Origin of the sequence: Prauserella endophytica (assembly GCF_005146945.1) — a bacterium.
Taxonomy (GTDB): domain Bacteria; phylum Actinomycetota; class Actinomycetes; order Mycobacteriales; family Pseudonocardiaceae; genus Prauserella_A; species Prauserella_A endophytica.
Genome location: NZ_SWMS01000016.1, coordinates 128,069 through 141,668 on the forward strand (window position 1 = coordinate 128,069; position 13,600 = coordinate 141,668).

Here is a 13,600-nt window from a genome sequence, read left to right on the forward strand (position 1 = left end):
GGCGTCCGGGTACGCGGGTGGGATGAGCAGGGAGCCAGAGCGCGTCGCCAAGCGGCTGCTGGACGTGGCGGGGAGGACCTACGCGAGCGAGGCGGGCATCAAGCTCGCTGACACCCCGGCCCCGCTGTACCGGCTGCTGGTGCTCTCCGTGCTGCTGTCCACCCGCATCAAGGCCGACCTCGCCGTCGCCGCCGCGCGCGAGCTGGTCAAGGCGGGCGCGGGGACGCCGAGGAGGATGTTGGACACGTCGTGGCAGGAGCGGGTGGACGCGCTCGGCCGCGCGCACTACGTCCGCTACGACGAGAGCACGGCCACCGCGCTCGGAGAGGGTGCGCGGCTGTTGCTCGACGAGTACCGGGGCGACCTGCGGCGGTTACGGGAGCGGGCGTCCGGCGATGTTGGCGAACTGCGCAACTTGCTGTGCGAACTGCCCAGGCTCGGTGCCGTCGGCGCCGACATCTTCTGCCGCGAGGCCCAGCAGGTGTGGCCCGAGCTGCGCCCGTACCTCGACCGCAAGGCGACGTCCGGTGCTGGACGGGTCGGCCTGCCCGAGAACGCCTCCGAGCTGGCGAAACTCGTGCCGGACGACGACCTCGCACGGTTCTCGGCCGCGCTGGTGCGGGTCAGCCTCGACAAGAGGCTGGCCGACCAGGTGACCAAGGACTAGTTGCGCAGTATTTCCAACTTTTTCCTCCAAGGTGCTTGTTCTGAGCGACTGATTCGGGGCATGATGACGGCTCCGTTCAACGCCAAGGAGGATCACCGTGGATCTTCAGCTGCTGGCTGCGCTCGTACTGGGGATCGGCGCCATCGTGCTGATCGTGCTGCGCACCCGGCTGGACGCTTTCGTCGCGCTGCTCATCGCGGCGCTGCTCACCGGGTTCGTCGCGGGCGCGCCGGTGACGGACATCCTGGGGTCGATCACCGACGGGTTCGGCTCGACGATGGGGGCCATCGGCATCGTCATCGGCCTCGGGGTGGGGGTCGGCAAGATCCTGGAGGTCTCCGGCGCGGCCGACGCGCTGGCCAGGGCCTTCGTGCGGGCGCTCGGCAGGGGCCGGGAGCCGTGGGCGATGGCGGGCACGGGCGCGCTCGTGTCGATCCCGGTGTTCTGCGACTCCGGCTACGTGATCATGAACCCGCTCGCGCGCTCGATCGCGCGGCGCAAGCGGGCGGGGTACGTGACGCTGGCCCTCGCGCTCGGCTGCGGGATGACGCTCACCCACCACCTCGTGCCGCCGACACCCGGTCCGCTCGGCGTCGCGGGCATCCTCGGCGCCGACGTGGGCGGCATGATCCTCGCCGGAGTGATCTTCTCCGTCGTGCTGCTGCCGTTGCTGGTGTTCTACGCGAAGTGGATGGGGCCGCGGCTCGAGGAGCACGTGCTGCCGAACGTCAAGGCCGAGGTCTACGGCTCTGCCACCTCGCGCAGCGCCGTGGTCACGGGCGGGTCCGCGGGCGACGGCGGCACCGGTGAGAGCGAGGACGGCGAGAGGGAGGACGGCGAGGAGCCCGCGCCGAAGCGCATGTCCGCGTGGCTGGCAGCCCTGCCCCTGCTCGTCCCGCTGCTGCTGATCGTGGCCAACACCGTCACCGAGGCGGTCGACCGCAGTGCCAAGGGCGTGCTCAGCGGTGACGACTACGAGCCGTCAAGCGTCGCCGCCGTGCTGTCGTTCGTCGGCAGCCCCGTGGTGGCGCTGCTGATCGGGCTCGTGCTCGCGGTCTACGTCCTGCTGCCGCGGGTGACGACGCGGAACCAGGTGGCGGGCTGGCTCTCGCAGGCGGCGTCGTCGGCGGGGCTCATCATCCTCATCACCGGTGCGGGTGGAGCGTTCGGCCAGGTCCTGCGCGACACCGGGGTCGGCGACGCACTGGCGGAGACCATCGCGTCGTGGAGCCTGCCCGGCGTGCTCGTGCCGTTCCTGATCGCCACGCTGGTGCGGCTCGCGCAGGGCTCCGGCACCGTCGCGATGATCACGGCGGCGTCGGTCACGGCTCCGCTCGTGGCCGGGCTCGGGGTGTCGCCGCTGGCCGCCGCCATCGCCTGCTGCGCGGGTTCGATGGTGTTCAGTTACTTCAACGACTCGTATTTCTGGGTCGTCACGCGGTTCACTGGTCTCGACGGCGCGGCGGCGATCCGCGGCTGGTCCGGCATCACCACCGCGGTGTGGCTCGGTTCGCTGCCGCTGGTCCTGCTCGCAGGGGCGGTGTTGTGAACGCGGTGAAGGCCCACGTGCTGGTGATCGGCGACGATCTCACCGGCAGCAACGCGACCGGTGCCCGGTTCGCGCGCGCCGGCCTGCGCACGGTGTCGGTGAGCGGCGTCGAGCGGGTGCCGTGCGCCGAGGGCGCCGACGTGGTGGTGCTCAACCTCGGCACGCGGCAGTACCCCGCCGACCGGGCCAGGGAGCTCGTGCGCGAGGCCGTCGGCGCGGTGACGCCGGTGGACTTCATCGCCAAGCGCGTGGACACCACCCTGCGCGGCAACGTGGGCGCCGAGGTCGACGCGCTGCTCGGCGTGCTGGAGCCGGGCACGCGAGCGCTCGTGGTGCCGGCCTTCCCCGACGCAGGCCGCACGACGGTCGGCGGACTGCACCTGGTCGACGGTGTTCCGCTCGCCGAGACCTCCGCCGCCCGCGACCCGCTCACGCCGGTCAGGGCCTCCCGCGTCGCGACGATCCTGCGCCAGGGCACCGACCTGCCGATCGCCGAGCTCCCGCTCGACGTCGTCGAGTCCGGTGTGGACACTCTTGCCGGCGAACTCGCGGCCACGGACGCGCCGCTCGTCGTGTGCGACGCCACCACCAACGCGCACCTCGGCATCATCGCCGAGGCGGCGGCGAAACTCCAGCAACAGCTCGGGACCCGGTGGGTTTCCGTCGACAGTGGACCCTTCGCCGTGCAGCTGACGGCAGCGCTCGGCATCGGTCCCGGCGTGCACGAGCTGCCCCCGGTGCTCGCCGTGGTCGCGAGCATCACCGGCACCACCCAGGAGCAGGTGCTCGAGCTCGAGCAGGTGCTGCGTGCCCGGTTCGTGGACGTGGCGCTCGACGGGCTCGACGCCCGTGCCATCGCCGACCGCGTCGCCGCGCTGCTGCGGCCGGGCGTGCGGGTGGCCGGAATCCGCACGTCCCAGCCCGCTCCTGGCGAGCTGATCGACCCGGCGACCGCGGAACGCATTCCCAGGGTGCTCGCCGAGGCCGTCTCGATCCTGCTCACCGAGCATCGCTTCGGCGGCCTCTACGCGACGGGCGGCGACATGGCCGAGGCCACCACGGCCGCGCTCGCCAGCGACGGCTTCGCCATCGACGCCGAGGTGCTGCCGCTCGCCGTCGCGGGCAGGCTCGTCGGGGGGCCGCACGACGGCCTGCCTTTCGCCACGAAGGGCGGGCTGATCGGCGGCCGCGACGCCGCGCTCGCCTGCGTCGAGCACCTGATCAGCGTCAGCGCACAACGAGAGAGAGGAACCGCGCAGTGACCGCAGCCAGTACCGACCGTCCCATCCTCGCCATCACCCTCGGTGATCCGGTGGGCATCGGCCCGGAGATCACCGCACGCACGCTCGCCGGCAAGGAGGCGACCGAGCAGGCCCGCCCGCTGGCGGTGGGCGACGCGGCCGTGCTGCGGAGGGCGATCGGCGTCTGCGGGCTCGACGTGGAGGTCAACGCGATCTCGTCGGTGTCGCAGGCCCGGTTCACGCCCGGCGTGATCGACGTGCTCGACCTCGGCATCGCGCCAGCCGACCTGCCGTGGGGCAAGGTCGACGGCACGGCGGGCCGTTCGGCCGTGGCCGCGATCGAGACCGCGACCAAGGCCGCGCTCGCGGGCGAGGTCGATGCCGTGGTGACCTCGCCGATCAACAAGGAGGCCATCTGGGCCGCCGGGTCGAAGCACCTGGGGCACACGGAGATGCTCGGCGAGCTGACCGGGTCGGAACGCTTCAACACGATGTTCTGGGTGCGCGGCCTGAAGATCTTCTTCGCCACGCGGCACCTCTCGCTGCGAGAGGCGCTCGACCGGATCACCAAGCCGAACATCGAGCACTCGATCCGCGAGGCGTACACGGCGCTGGAGGTGTTCGGCACCAGCGAGCCGAAGCTCGCCGTCGCCGCGCTCAACCCGCACGGCGGGGAGAACGGCAAGTTCGGTGACGAGGAAATCGTCGCGATCGCGCCCGCCGTGGAGGCCGCGCGGGAGGCCGGTCTCGACGTCGTGGGGCCGATTCCCGCCGACTCGGTGTTCCACCAGGGCCTGGAGGGCCGCTTCGACGGCGTGCTCTCGCTCTACCACGACCAGGGGCACATCGCGTCGAAGACGGTGGACTTCCACGGGACGGTGTCGGTGACGGTCGGGCTGCCGATCCTGCGGACGTCGGTCGACCACGGCACGGCGTTCGACATCGCGGGCACCGGGCAGGCCGACGCGGGCACGATGCGCGCGGCGTTCCGCGCGGCCGTCGAGCTGGCGCCGTTCGCGGGCAAACTGCGGGACGTCTACCCGCCGACGGCGTCGTAGAGTTCCGGCGTGACCGTTCCCCGGCAGACGACGACCCAGCGGCGCACGATGCTGCTCGCCGCCGTGCGCGGTGGCGACAGCAGTATCCAGGCGCTGGCCGAGCAGTTCGGGGTGTCGTCGTCGACGATCCGGCGTGACCTGACCGAGCTGGCCAGGGAGGGGCACGTCGTCCGCACCTACGGCGGCGCGCTCGACACCGGCCCCAGCGTCGAGCGCACCCTGCGGGAGAAGGACGCGAGCCACGCCGAGGAGAAGAACGCGGTCGCGAGGGCCGCCGCCGGGCTGGTGCGCGACGGCGAGGTGGTGCTGCTCGACGCGGGCACCACCACGGGGCGGCTCGCGCACCACCTGGCCGGCCGGTCGGGCCTCACCGTGGTGACCAACGGGCTCACGGTGCTGCTCGCGCTCGCCGACAGCCCCGACATCGACGTGGTGGTGCTCGGCGGGCGGCTGCGGCACCCCAACGAGGCCATCCTCGGCCCGACCGTCGAGCAGCAGCTGAGGCACATCACGCCGGATCGCGTGTTCCTCGGCGCGGACGGGCTGACCGCGCGGCGCGGGCTGTGCGCTCCGACGCTGGAGCAGGCACAGCTCAAGCACGCGATGCTACACGCCGGGCGAGAGTCCTATGTGCTCGTCGATCACTCCAAACTGGACAGCTCGCCGTTCTCGTACTGGGCCCCGATGGACCGCGAGCACACGGTGATCGTGGACGACGGCGATCCGGCCGCGCTGGAGCCGTTCGAGTCCGTGTCGGGCTGTGCCCTGCTCCCCGTGCGTGCCTCCGGGGCGGTCAGCGAGCCGTGAGCTCGTCGAACGCGGCGTCGACCGCGCGCGGCAGCGCCTCCGGGTCGTCGCCGGCGAGCTGGACGGCCGCGTTGAAGCAGGCGAGTGCGAGCTGGGGCGCGAGCGTGGCGACGAGCTCCGTGGCGCCCCGCTCGCGCAGGTTCTCGGTCAGCGTGCCGGTGTAGAGCGCGAACTTCCGCGTGCTCCGGTCCCGTAGCTCGGGCGTCTCGTTCACGAGCCGGAGGTACGTGAGGTAGTGCTCGGCGTCGCTCGTCACGTCCTCACAGATCGCCACGGTGGCCGCGCGGAGGTGCTCGACCGCCTCGGCGAGCGTGGGCCGCTCCGGCGTCAGCGCGCCGTGGCGCTCGATGATGCCGTCGAGGATGGCCTGCTCCTCGTAGAACACGACCTCCTGCTTGTCGCCGAAGTACCGGAAGAACGTCGTGCGGCCGACCTCGGCGCGCTCGGCGATGTCGGCGACGGTGACGTGTGCGTAGCCGCGCTCGGCGAACAGCTCGAACGCGGCCTTGATGATCTGCTCCCGCACGCGTTGCTGCTTGCGCTCGCGCAACGGGACCCGGTCGGACATGGCCGTCATTGTACGTGGGCGGTACCGTGTCTATAGTGGTACTCAGTTCCATATGGAACGGAATTCCGCTGAGAGGGAGACATGGGAACTCTGCTGATGACCGGCGCGAGCCGGGGCCTGGGCCGGGAGGCCGCCGAGCAGCTGCTGCGAGATCACCCGGACCAGCACCTCCTGCTGACCGTGCGCGGTGCGAACGGCGACCGCCTCGCCACGGAGCTGGCTGGCAAGACCGGAAACCGCAACGTTTCCACCGTCTCCGCCGATCTGGCTTCGTTCGCCGACATCCGCAAGGCGGTCCAGGAGATCGAGCGGAGGATCGACGTCGGGGAACTGCCGCCGCTGACCGGTTTCCTCGGCAACGCCGGCCTGCAGATGGTCTCGACGACGCGGGCGACAGAGGACGGGTTCGAGGCCACGTTCGGCGTCAACGTGCTCGCGAACTACCTGTTGCTGCGGCTGCTGTTCGACCGGTTCGAGCGGGGCTCGCGGATCGTCGTGGTGGGCAGCGACGTGCACTTCGGCGACTTCAAACACAGCGGCGGGCTGATCCCGGCACCGAGGTGGACGACGGTGGCCGAGCTGGCCCGGCCCAGGCCGGGCGGGGTGCGCGAGGGCAGGCGGGCGTACGCGACGAGCAAACTCGCGGTGTTGTACCTGGTGCACGCGCTTGCGCGCCGCCTGCCGGACGGTGTCGACGGCTACACGTACAACCCCGGACTGGTGCCGGGCACGGGGCTCGTGCGCGACGCCGATCCGGTGAGCCGGTTCGCCGCGCGGACGGTGCTGCAGCTGGCACGCGCGACGCCGTTCGCGATGGGACCCGTGGCGGCGGGCAGGCTGCTGGCCAAGACCGCGATGGGACCGCGGCCAGGGGCCAGCGGGTCCTACCTCGACCGCGGCAAGGCCGTGCCGTCGTCGCCGGAGTCCTACGACGAGGCCAGGGAGGAGGACCTGTGGGCCGCGGCGGCGCAGCTGTGCGGCCTGCCCGCCGAGGTGCGGTAGCGGCCCGGGTCGCCCCGGCGCTTGTCCATTTCGAGAACGTGTTCTAGTTTCGAGGGCAGGCGAACGAGCGGAGGTGGCCGTGGCAGTGCCGGACGTGCGGCAGGACGGTGCCGTCGTGCTGGTGACCGGTGGCGTCCGCGGGGTCGGCGCGGGGATCGCCCGGGTTTTCCGGGAGAACGGCGCGACCGTGGTCACCTGCGCCCGCAACCGGCCCGAGAACGCCGAGTCAGGGTTCATCCGCTGTGACGTGCGCGAGCCCGATCAGGTCGAGCACATGCTGCAACAGGTTCTCGACGAGCACGGCAGGCTCGACGTGCTCGTCAACAACGCGGGCGGCGCGCCGTACGCGCCCGCGGCCGGGGCGTCGCCCCGCTTCCACGACAAGGTGATCCGGCTCAACCTGCTGGCGCCGTTGCTCGTCGCGCAGCACGCCAACGCCGTGATGCAGCGGCAGGACTCCGGCGGCTCGATCGTGATGATCAGCAGCGTCAGCGGGCGCAGGCCGTCACCGGGCACCGCCGCCTACGGCGCCGCCAAGGCCGGGCTCGACAACCTCACCGCCAGTCTCGCCGTCGAATGGGCGCCGAAGGTGCGTGTGAACGCGCTCGACGTCGGCATGGTCCGCACCGAGAGCGGCGAGCTGCACTACGGCAGCGAGGCGGCGGTCGCGGCCGTCGGCAAGACGGTGCCGCTCGGCAGGCTCGCCGAGCCCGAGGAGATCGGCAACTGCGCGCTGTTCCTCGCCTCTCCGCTGGCCTCCTACGTCAGCGGCGCCACGCTGCTCGTCCACGGCGGTGGCGAGCTGCCCGCCTTCCTCGCCGCCACCGACGTCAACCACGGGGAGCACGAATGAGCAGTGGACTGTGTCAGGGCCGGGTCGTGATCGTCACCGGAGCCGGGCGGGGCATCGGCCGCGCGCACGCGCTCGCGTTCGCGGCCGAGGGCGCGCAGGTGGTGGTCAACGACGTCGGCGTTGCGCTCGACGGCTCGGCCACCGCCGAGGGACCGGCCGCCGACGTCGTCGCCGAGATCGAGGCGCTCGGCGGCAAGGCCGTGGCCAACACCGACGACGTGGCCGACTTCGCGGGAGCGCAGCGGCTGATCAGCTCCGCGCTCGAACACTTCGGACGGCTGGACGTGCTCGTGAACAACGCCGGTGTGGTGCGCGACCGGATGCTCGTCAACCTCGCCGAGGACGAGTGGGACGCCGTCATCCGCGTGCACCTGAAGGGGCACTTCGCGACGCTGCGGCACGCGGCGGCGCACTGGCGGGCCGAGGCGAAGGCGGGCCGGAAACCGAGCGCGCGTGTGATCAACACCAGCTCGGGCGCGGGCCTGCTCGGCAGCGTCGGGCAGGGCAACTACGTGGCCGCCAAGGCCGGGATCGCGGGGCTCACCGTGGTGGCGGCCGAGGAGCTGGCTCGCTACGGCGTGACCGTCAACGCCATCGCCCCCTCGGCCCGCACCCGCATGACCGAGGAGGTGTTCGCCGAGATGATGGCCGCGCCGGAAGACGGCTTCGACGTGATGGCGCCCGAGAACGTCTCGCCGCTCGTGGTGTGGCTCGGCAGCGAGGAGTCCGCTGAGGTGACGGGCCGCGTGTTCGAGGTCGAGGGCGGCCAGGTGTCGCTCGCGCAGGGCTGGCGGCACGGTCCCGCCGAGGACAAGGGCGCCCGCTGGGAACCGGCCGAGCTGGGGCCGGTCGTCGCCAGGCTGCTGGAGCGGGCACCCGAACCCGAGCCGGTCTACGGGGCGCGCTGATGGGCATCGTCACCAGCAGGCCCGCGAGCCACATCGAGGTGGTCACCGTCGACTTCCCGCCCGTCAACGCGCTGCCCGTGCGGGGCTGGTTCGACCTCGCGGACGCGATCGAGACCGCGGGCAGGGACCCCGACGTGCACGCGGTGGTGCTGCGCGCCGAGGGCCGGGGGTTCAACGCCGGGGTGGACATCAAGGAGATCCAGCGCAGCACCGGCTACGAGGCGCTGGTGGGCGCCAACCGCGGCTGCTACGCGGCGTTCGGCGCGGTGTACGACTGCGCGGTGCCCGTGATCGCCGCGGTGCACGGCTTCTGCCTCGGCGGAGGGATCGGGCTCGTCGGCAACGCCGACGTGGTGGTGGCCTCAGACGACGCGACGTTCGGCGTGCCGGAGGTGGAGCGCGGCGCGCTCGGCGCGGCCACCCACCTCGCGCGGCTCGTGCCGCCGCACCTGTTGCGCACGCTGTACTTCACGGCCCGCACGGTCAGCGCGGGGCAGCTGCACGGCTACGGCTCGGTGTACCGGGTGGTGCCGCGCGCCGACCTCGACGAGGCCGCGCTGGACGTGGCCCGCGACATCGCGAAGAAGGACACGCGGGTGATCAGGGCCGCCAAGGAGGCGCTGAACGGCATCGACCCGCAGGACGTGCACCGCAGCTACCGCTTCGAGCAGGGTTTCACCTTCGAGCTGAACCTGCTGGGCGCCTCCGACGAGGCGCGCCAGAAGTTCCTGGACGACAAGGACACGTGATGGCCGACAAGACCGCCACCGCCGACGAGGTCGTCGCCGGGCTGGAAGACGGCATGACGATCGGCATCGGCGGCTGGGGCTCCCGGCGCAAGCCGATGTCGCTGGTGCGCGCGATCCTGCGCTCGCCGGTGAAGGACCTCACCGTGGTGTCCTACGGCGGGCCCGACATCGGCCTGCTGGCCTCGGCCGGCAAGCTGCGGCGGGTCGTGTTCGGCTTCGTGACCCTCGACTCCATCCCGTTCGACCCGTGGTTCGGGCGCGTGCGCGAGTCCGGGGCCGTTGAGGTGACCGAGTACGACGAGGGCATGTTCGCCGCGGCGCTGTCGGCGGCCGCGCAGCGGTTGCCGTTCCTGCCGACGCGCGCCGGACTCGGCTCCGACGTCCTGCGCGTCAACCCCGGCCTGCGGACCGTGCGTTCGCCCTACGCCGACGGCGAGGAGCTGGTCGCCGTGCCCGCGCAGGAGCTCGACGTCGCGTTCGTGCACCTCAACCGCGCCGACGCGCGCGGCAACGCGCAGTACCTCGGCCCCGACCCGTACTTCGACGACCTCTTCTGCCTCGCCGCGAAACAGCGGATCGTGTCGGTGGAGAAGGTGGTGGAAACCGGTGACCTCCTGGACGAGGGGCCCGTACAGTCACTGCTTCTCAATCGGTCCACTGTGGACGCCGTGGTCGAGGCGCCGCGCGGAGCCCACTTCACCACTGCCGTGCCCGACTACGGCCGCGACGAGGCGTTCCAGCGGCACTACGCCGAATGCGCCAAGGACCCCGAGCGCTGGCCCGGCTTCGCCGACCGCTTCCTGTCCGGGGACGAGCGGGCGTACCAGAAAGAGGTCGCACGGTTCGCGGAGGAGGCGAAGTGAACGACGCGAGCAGGGCCGAGGTGGCGATCGTCGCGGTCGCGGAGCTGTTCCGCGGCGACGGTGAGCTGCTGGTGAGCCCGATGGGCCTGGTGCCCTCGATCGGCGCGCGGCTGGCCAGGCTGACGTTCGAGCCCGACCTGCTGCTCTCCGACGGCGAGGCGTACCTGCTCGACGCGGGCGGCGCGGTGGAGGGCTGGCAGCCGTTCCGCAAGATGCTGGAGATGATCGTGCCGCACGGACGGCGGCACGTCGTGATGGGCGCCAACCAGATCGACCGGTACGGCAACCAGAACATCTCCGCGATCGGCGACCACGAGCGGCCCGTCAAGCAGCTGCTCGGAGTTCGCGGCGCGCCCGGCAACACCGTCAACCACCGCACCAGCTACTGGGTTCCCCGGCACAGCAGGCGCGTGTTCGTCCCGTCCGTGGACGTCGTGTCCGGGGTCGGGTACGACAACGCCGCGAAGGCGGGTCCGTCGGCGCAGCGGTTCCACGACGTGCACCGCGTGGTGACCAACCTGGGCGTGTTCGACTTCGGCGGCCAGGACCACGGGATGCGCGCGGTGTCGCTGCATCTCGGCGTCGAGGCCGCCGAGGTGGTGGAGGCGACGTCGTTCGAGATCGAGCTGGACGGCGCGGGCGTGACCCGGTTGCCTTCCGCCGAGGAGCTGCGGCTGATCCGCGAGGTGCTCGACCCATCGGGGTCGCGGGACCGGGAAGTCCGATCGTGATCGAGACCGCGCTGACGCGCCTGGTGGGCGTGCGGCATCCCGTGGTGCAGACGGGGATGGGCTGGGTGGCCGGTCCCCGGCTCGTGTCGGCGACGGCCGAGGCGGGGGGACTCGGCATCCTCGCGTCGGCGACGATGACCTACGACGAGCTGGCCGCTGCGATCGCCGAGACCAAGAAGCGCACCGCGAACCCCTTCGGCGTCAACCTGCGGGCCGACGCCGACGACGCGGGCGAGCGCGTGGACCTGCTGATCGCCGAGGGTGTGCGCGTGGCGTCGTTCGCGCTGGCGCCGCGCAGGGAGCTGATCGCCAAGCTGAAGGACAACGGCGCCGTCGTGATCCCCTCCGTCGGTGCGGCGCGGCACGCGGAGAAGGTCGCCGGGTGGGGTGCCGACGCCGTGATCGTGCAGGGCGGCGAGGGCGGTGGGCACACGGGAGCGGTGGCGACGACGCTGCTGCTGCCGTCGGTGCTCGACGCCGTGGATATCCCCGTGGTGGCGGCCGGCGGGTTCTTCGACGGGCGCGGGCTCGCGGCGGCGCTGGCGTACGGGGCCGCCGGGGTGGCGATGGGCACCCGGTTCCTGCTGACGAAGGACAGCACGGTGCCCGACGACGTCAAGCGGTACTACCTCGGGCAGGGCCTCGCCGGCACCGTGGTGACGAAGCGGGTCGACGGCCTGCCGCACCGCGTCCTGCGGACCGAGCTGGTGGAGCGGCTGGAGTCGGCGGGCCGGTTGCGCGCTCTCGGGCAGGCGCTGCGCAACGCGTTGCGTTTTCGGGCGCTGACGGGGCTCTCGTTGTCGGCGATGGTCCGCGAGGGGCTGGCGATGAAGCGCGGAAACGAGCTGACGTGGAGCCAGGTGGTGATGGCTGCGAACACCCCGATGCTGCTGCGCTCGGGGCTCGTCGAAGGGCGGACCGATGCGGGTGTGCTGGCCTCCGGCCAGGTGGTGGGCCTGCTCGACGACCTGCCCACGGTGGCCGAGCTGGTCGACCGCGTGGTGGCCGACGCGGAAGCGATCCTGAGCGCCCTGCCGGCCCAGGTGACCGACGCCCCCTGACACCCGCGAGTCCCCCGCTCCGGCCCGCGAGTCCCCCGCTCCGGCCCGCGAGTCCCCCGTTCCGGACGCCGAGTGGCCCGTTCCGGCCCGCGAGTGGCCCGTTCCGGACGTCGAGTGGCCCGTTCCGGACGTCGAGTGGCCCGCTCCGGCCCGCGAGTCGCCCGTTCCGGCGCGTGAGTGGCCCGCTCCGGACGCCGAGTCGTGCGTGCCCGTGTCCGTGTCGCCGCCGCGGAGCCGCCGAGTGCGATACCTCGCGTCGTCCGGAGCGGGCAACTCGCGTGCCCGAGTGCAGAACTCGCGTGCCCGAGTGCAGAACTCGCGGGCGGGAGCGGGGGACTCGCGCGCCAGAGCGGGGGACTCGCGGACGGGAGCGGGGGACTCGCGAGCGTCAGAGGCGTTCGATGATGGTTACGTTCGCGGTGCCGCCGCCCTCGCACATGGTCTGCAGGCCGTAACGGCCACCGGTGCGCTCCAGCTCGTTCAGCAGGGTCGCCAGCAGCTTCGTACCGGTCGCCCCGATGGGATGACCGAGAGCGATCGCGCCGCCGTTGACGTTGACGCGGTCCGGATCGGCTCCGGTCTCGTCGAGCCAGGCCAGCACCACGCTCGCGAACGCCTCGTTGACCTCGAAGAGGTCGATGTCGTCGATGGTCAGCCCCGTTTTGCGCAGCGCGTGGGCGGTCGCGGGAATGGGACCGGTCAGCATCCACACCGGATCGGCGGCGCGCACCGAGATGTGGTGGATCCGCGCCCTGGGCTTCAGTCCGTGCTCGTTCACGAACGGCTCCGACGCCAGCAGCACCGCGCTCGCCGCGTCGGAGATCTGGCTCGCCACGGCCGCCGTGAGCCGCGAGCCCTCGCTCAACGGCTTCAGCCCGGCCATCTTCTCCGGCGTCGTGTCGGGACGAGGGCCCTCGTCGACGGCGAACCCCGCGAAGGCCACGATCTCGCGCTCGAACCGGCCCTCCTCGACGGCCGTGAGCGCCCGCTGGTGACTGCGGTAGGCGTACGCCTCCATGTCCTCGCGCGTGATGTCCCAGTGTTCGGCGATCATGTCCGCGCTGCGGAACTGCGACACCTCCGCGCTGCCGTAACGCTCCTGCCAGCCCTTCGACCCGGAGAACGGGTCGTCGAACCCGTACTCGCGCCCGGCCAGCATCGCCGCGCTGATCGGGATCCGGCTCATGTTCTGCACCCCGCCCGCGACCACGGCGTCCGCGGTTCCCGACAGCACCGCTTGCGCCGCGAAGTGCACCGCCTGTTGCGACGACCCGCACTGCCGGTCCACGGTCACGCCGGGCACGTGGTCGGGCAGCCCCGCCGCGAGCCACGCCGTGCGCGCGATGTTGCCCGCCTGCGGACCGAGCGTGTCGGTGCAGCCGAGGATCACGTCGTCCACGAGCGTGGGATCGACGCCGCTGCGCTCGACGACCGCGCCGATCACGTGGGCGGCGAGATCCGCCGAGTGCACTGTGGACAGCGCGCCGCCCCGCTTGCCGACGGGTGTGCGCAGCGCGTCGATGAGGTAGGCCTCGGCCACGAA

Annotated in this window: 14 protein-coding genes; 12 read left to right on the top strand and 2 right to left on the bottom strand. The window is 72.1% G+C overall.

The genetic code is table 11. The features are described from left to right. Nucleotides 1–22 precede the first annotated feature (22 nt). The 5 genes from FCN18_RS26015 to FCN18_RS26035 all read left to right on the top strand — a co-directional run bounded on the left by FCN18_RS26015 (nt 23) and on the right by FCN18_RS26035 (nt 5,322). A complete protein-coding gene (locus FCN18_RS26015) occupies nt 23–667 on the top strand; it encodes an endonuclease (RefSeq protein ID WP_113644135.1) in 645 nt (214 codons plus the stop codon). A gap of 97 nt (nt 668–764) precedes the next feature. After that, complete coding sequence (locus FCN18_RS26020) at nt 765–2,216, top strand: GntP family permease (protein ID WP_199543264.1); 1,452 nt, start codon at nt 765–767, stop codon at nt 2,214–2,216. Continuing rightward, entirely contained in the window at nt 2,213–3,478 is a 1,266-nt protein-coding gene (locus FCN18_RS26025) for a four-carbon acid sugar kinase family protein (protein WP_228714133.1), read from the top strand. The genes FCN18_RS26020 and FCN18_RS26025 overlap by 4 nt, the downstream gene beginning before the upstream one ends. After that, nucleotides 3,475–4,515, top strand: a complete 1,041-nt coding sequence (gene pdxA, locus FCN18_RS26030) for a 4-hydroxythreonine-4-phosphate dehydrogenase PdxA (RefSeq protein WP_112273138.1) — start codon at nt 3,475–3,477, stop codon at nt 4,513–4,515. The genes FCN18_RS26025 and pdxA overlap by 4 nt, the downstream gene beginning before the upstream one ends. Nucleotides 4,516–4,524: 9 nt before the next feature. Then, nucleotides 4,525–5,322: a DeoR/GlpR family DNA-binding transcription regulator gene (locus tag FCN18_RS26035; protein ID WP_137096338.1), complete on the top strand. Its 798-nt coding sequence runs from the start codon at nt 4,525–4,527 to the stop codon at nt 5,320–5,322. On the opposite strand, the gene FCN18_RS26040 is transcribed toward FCN18_RS26035, so the two are convergent. After that, the gene (locus FCN18_RS26040; protein ID WP_112273134.1) at nt 5,309–5,890 is read right to left on the bottom strand and encodes a TetR/AcrR family transcriptional regulator; all 582 of its coding nucleotides are present in this window, start codon (nt 5,888–5,890) and stop codon (nt 5,309–5,311) included. The genes FCN18_RS26035 and FCN18_RS26040 overlap by 14 nt on opposite strands. An 81-nt stretch (nt 5,891–5,971) precedes the next feature. On the opposite strand from FCN18_RS26040, the gene FCN18_RS26045 reads away from it, so the two are divergent. The 7 genes from FCN18_RS26045 to FCN18_RS26075 all read left to right on the top strand — a co-directional run bounded on the left by FCN18_RS26045 (nt 5,972) and on the right by FCN18_RS26075 (nt 12,057). Next, entirely contained in the window at nt 5,972–6,892 is a 921-nt protein-coding gene (locus FCN18_RS26045; protein WP_137096339.1) for an SDR family NAD(P)-dependent oxidoreductase, read from the top strand. A gap of 85 nt (nt 6,893–6,977) precedes the next feature. Further along, nucleotides 6,978–7,745: an SDR family oxidoreductase gene (locus FCN18_RS26050; RefSeq protein WP_137096364.1), complete on the top strand. Its 768-nt coding sequence runs from the start codon at nt 6,978–6,980 to the stop codon at nt 7,743–7,745. Next, nucleotides 7,742–8,653: an SDR family oxidoreductase gene (locus tag FCN18_RS26055; RefSeq protein ID WP_137096340.1), complete on the top strand. Its 912-nt coding sequence runs from the start codon at nt 7,742–7,744 to the stop codon at nt 8,651–8,653. The genes FCN18_RS26050 and FCN18_RS26055 overlap by 4 nt, the downstream gene beginning before the upstream one ends. Continuing rightward, the gene (locus FCN18_RS26060; RefSeq protein WP_137096341.1) at nt 8,653–9,402 is read left to right on the top strand and encodes an enoyl-CoA hydratase family protein; all 750 of its coding nucleotides are present in this window, start codon (nt 8,653–8,655) and stop codon (nt 9,400–9,402) included. The genes FCN18_RS26055 and FCN18_RS26060 overlap by 1 nt, the downstream gene beginning before the upstream one ends. Continuing rightward, nucleotides 9,402–10,265, top strand: coding sequence for a CoA transferase subunit A (locus FCN18_RS26065; protein ID WP_112273127.1), 864 nt, complete (start codon nt 9,402–9,404; stop codon nt 10,263–10,265). The genes FCN18_RS26060 and FCN18_RS26065 overlap by 1 nt, the downstream gene beginning before the upstream one ends. After that, nucleotides 10,262–10,996 carry a CoA-transferase subunit beta gene (locus FCN18_RS26070; protein ID WP_137096342.1) on the top strand — a complete coding sequence of 245 codons (735 nt, stop codon included), beginning with the start codon at nt 10,262–10,264 and terminating at the stop codon, nt 10,994–10,996. The genes FCN18_RS26065 and FCN18_RS26070 overlap by 4 nt, the downstream gene beginning before the upstream one ends. Continuing rightward, nucleotides 10,996–12,057 carry an NAD(P)H-dependent flavin oxidoreductase gene (locus tag FCN18_RS26075; RefSeq protein ID WP_112273261.1) on the top strand — a complete coding sequence of 354 codons (1,062 nt, stop codon included), beginning with the start codon at nt 10,996–10,998 and terminating at the stop codon, nt 12,055–12,057. Before FCN18_RS26070 ends, FCN18_RS26075 begins: the two co-directional genes overlap by 1 nt. A 388-nt stretch (nt 12,058–12,445) precedes the next feature. Here the strand turns inward: FCN18_RS26075 and FCN18_RS26085 are convergent, their stop codons facing one another. Beyond that, a complete protein-coding gene (locus FCN18_RS26085) occupies nt 12,446–13,597 on the bottom strand; it encodes an acetyl-CoA C-acetyltransferase (RefSeq protein WP_112273124.1) in 1,152 nt (383 codons plus the stop codon). Nucleotides 13,598–13,600: the final 3 nt, after the last annotated feature.

Bases quoted from the DNA above. Each gene is read 5' to 3' on its own strand.
- FCN18_RS26055 (WP_137096340.1), top strand. From the start codon at position 7,742: ATGAGCAGTGGACTGTGTCAGGGCCGGGTCGTGATCGTCACCGGAGCC.
- FCN18_RS26015 (WP_113644135.1), top strand. From the start codon at position 23: ATGAGCAGGGAGCCAGAGCGCGTCGCCAAGCGGCTGCTGGACGTGGCG.
- FCN18_RS26065 (WP_112273127.1), top strand. From the start codon at position 9,402: ATGGCCGACAAGACCGCCACCGCCGACGAGGTCGTCGCCGGGCTGGAA.
- FCN18_RS26040 (WP_112273134.1), bottom strand. From the start codon at position 5,890: ATGTCCGACCGGGTCCCGTTGCGCGAGCGCAAGCAGCAACGCGTGCGG.
- FCN18_RS26060 (WP_137096341.1), top strand. From the start codon at position 8,653: ATGGGCATCGTCACCAGCAGGCCCGCGAGCCACATCGAGGTGGTCACC.
- FCN18_RS26045 (WP_137096339.1), top strand. From the start codon at position 5,972: ATGGGAACTCTGCTGATGACCGGCGCGAGCCGGGGCCTGGGCCGGGAG.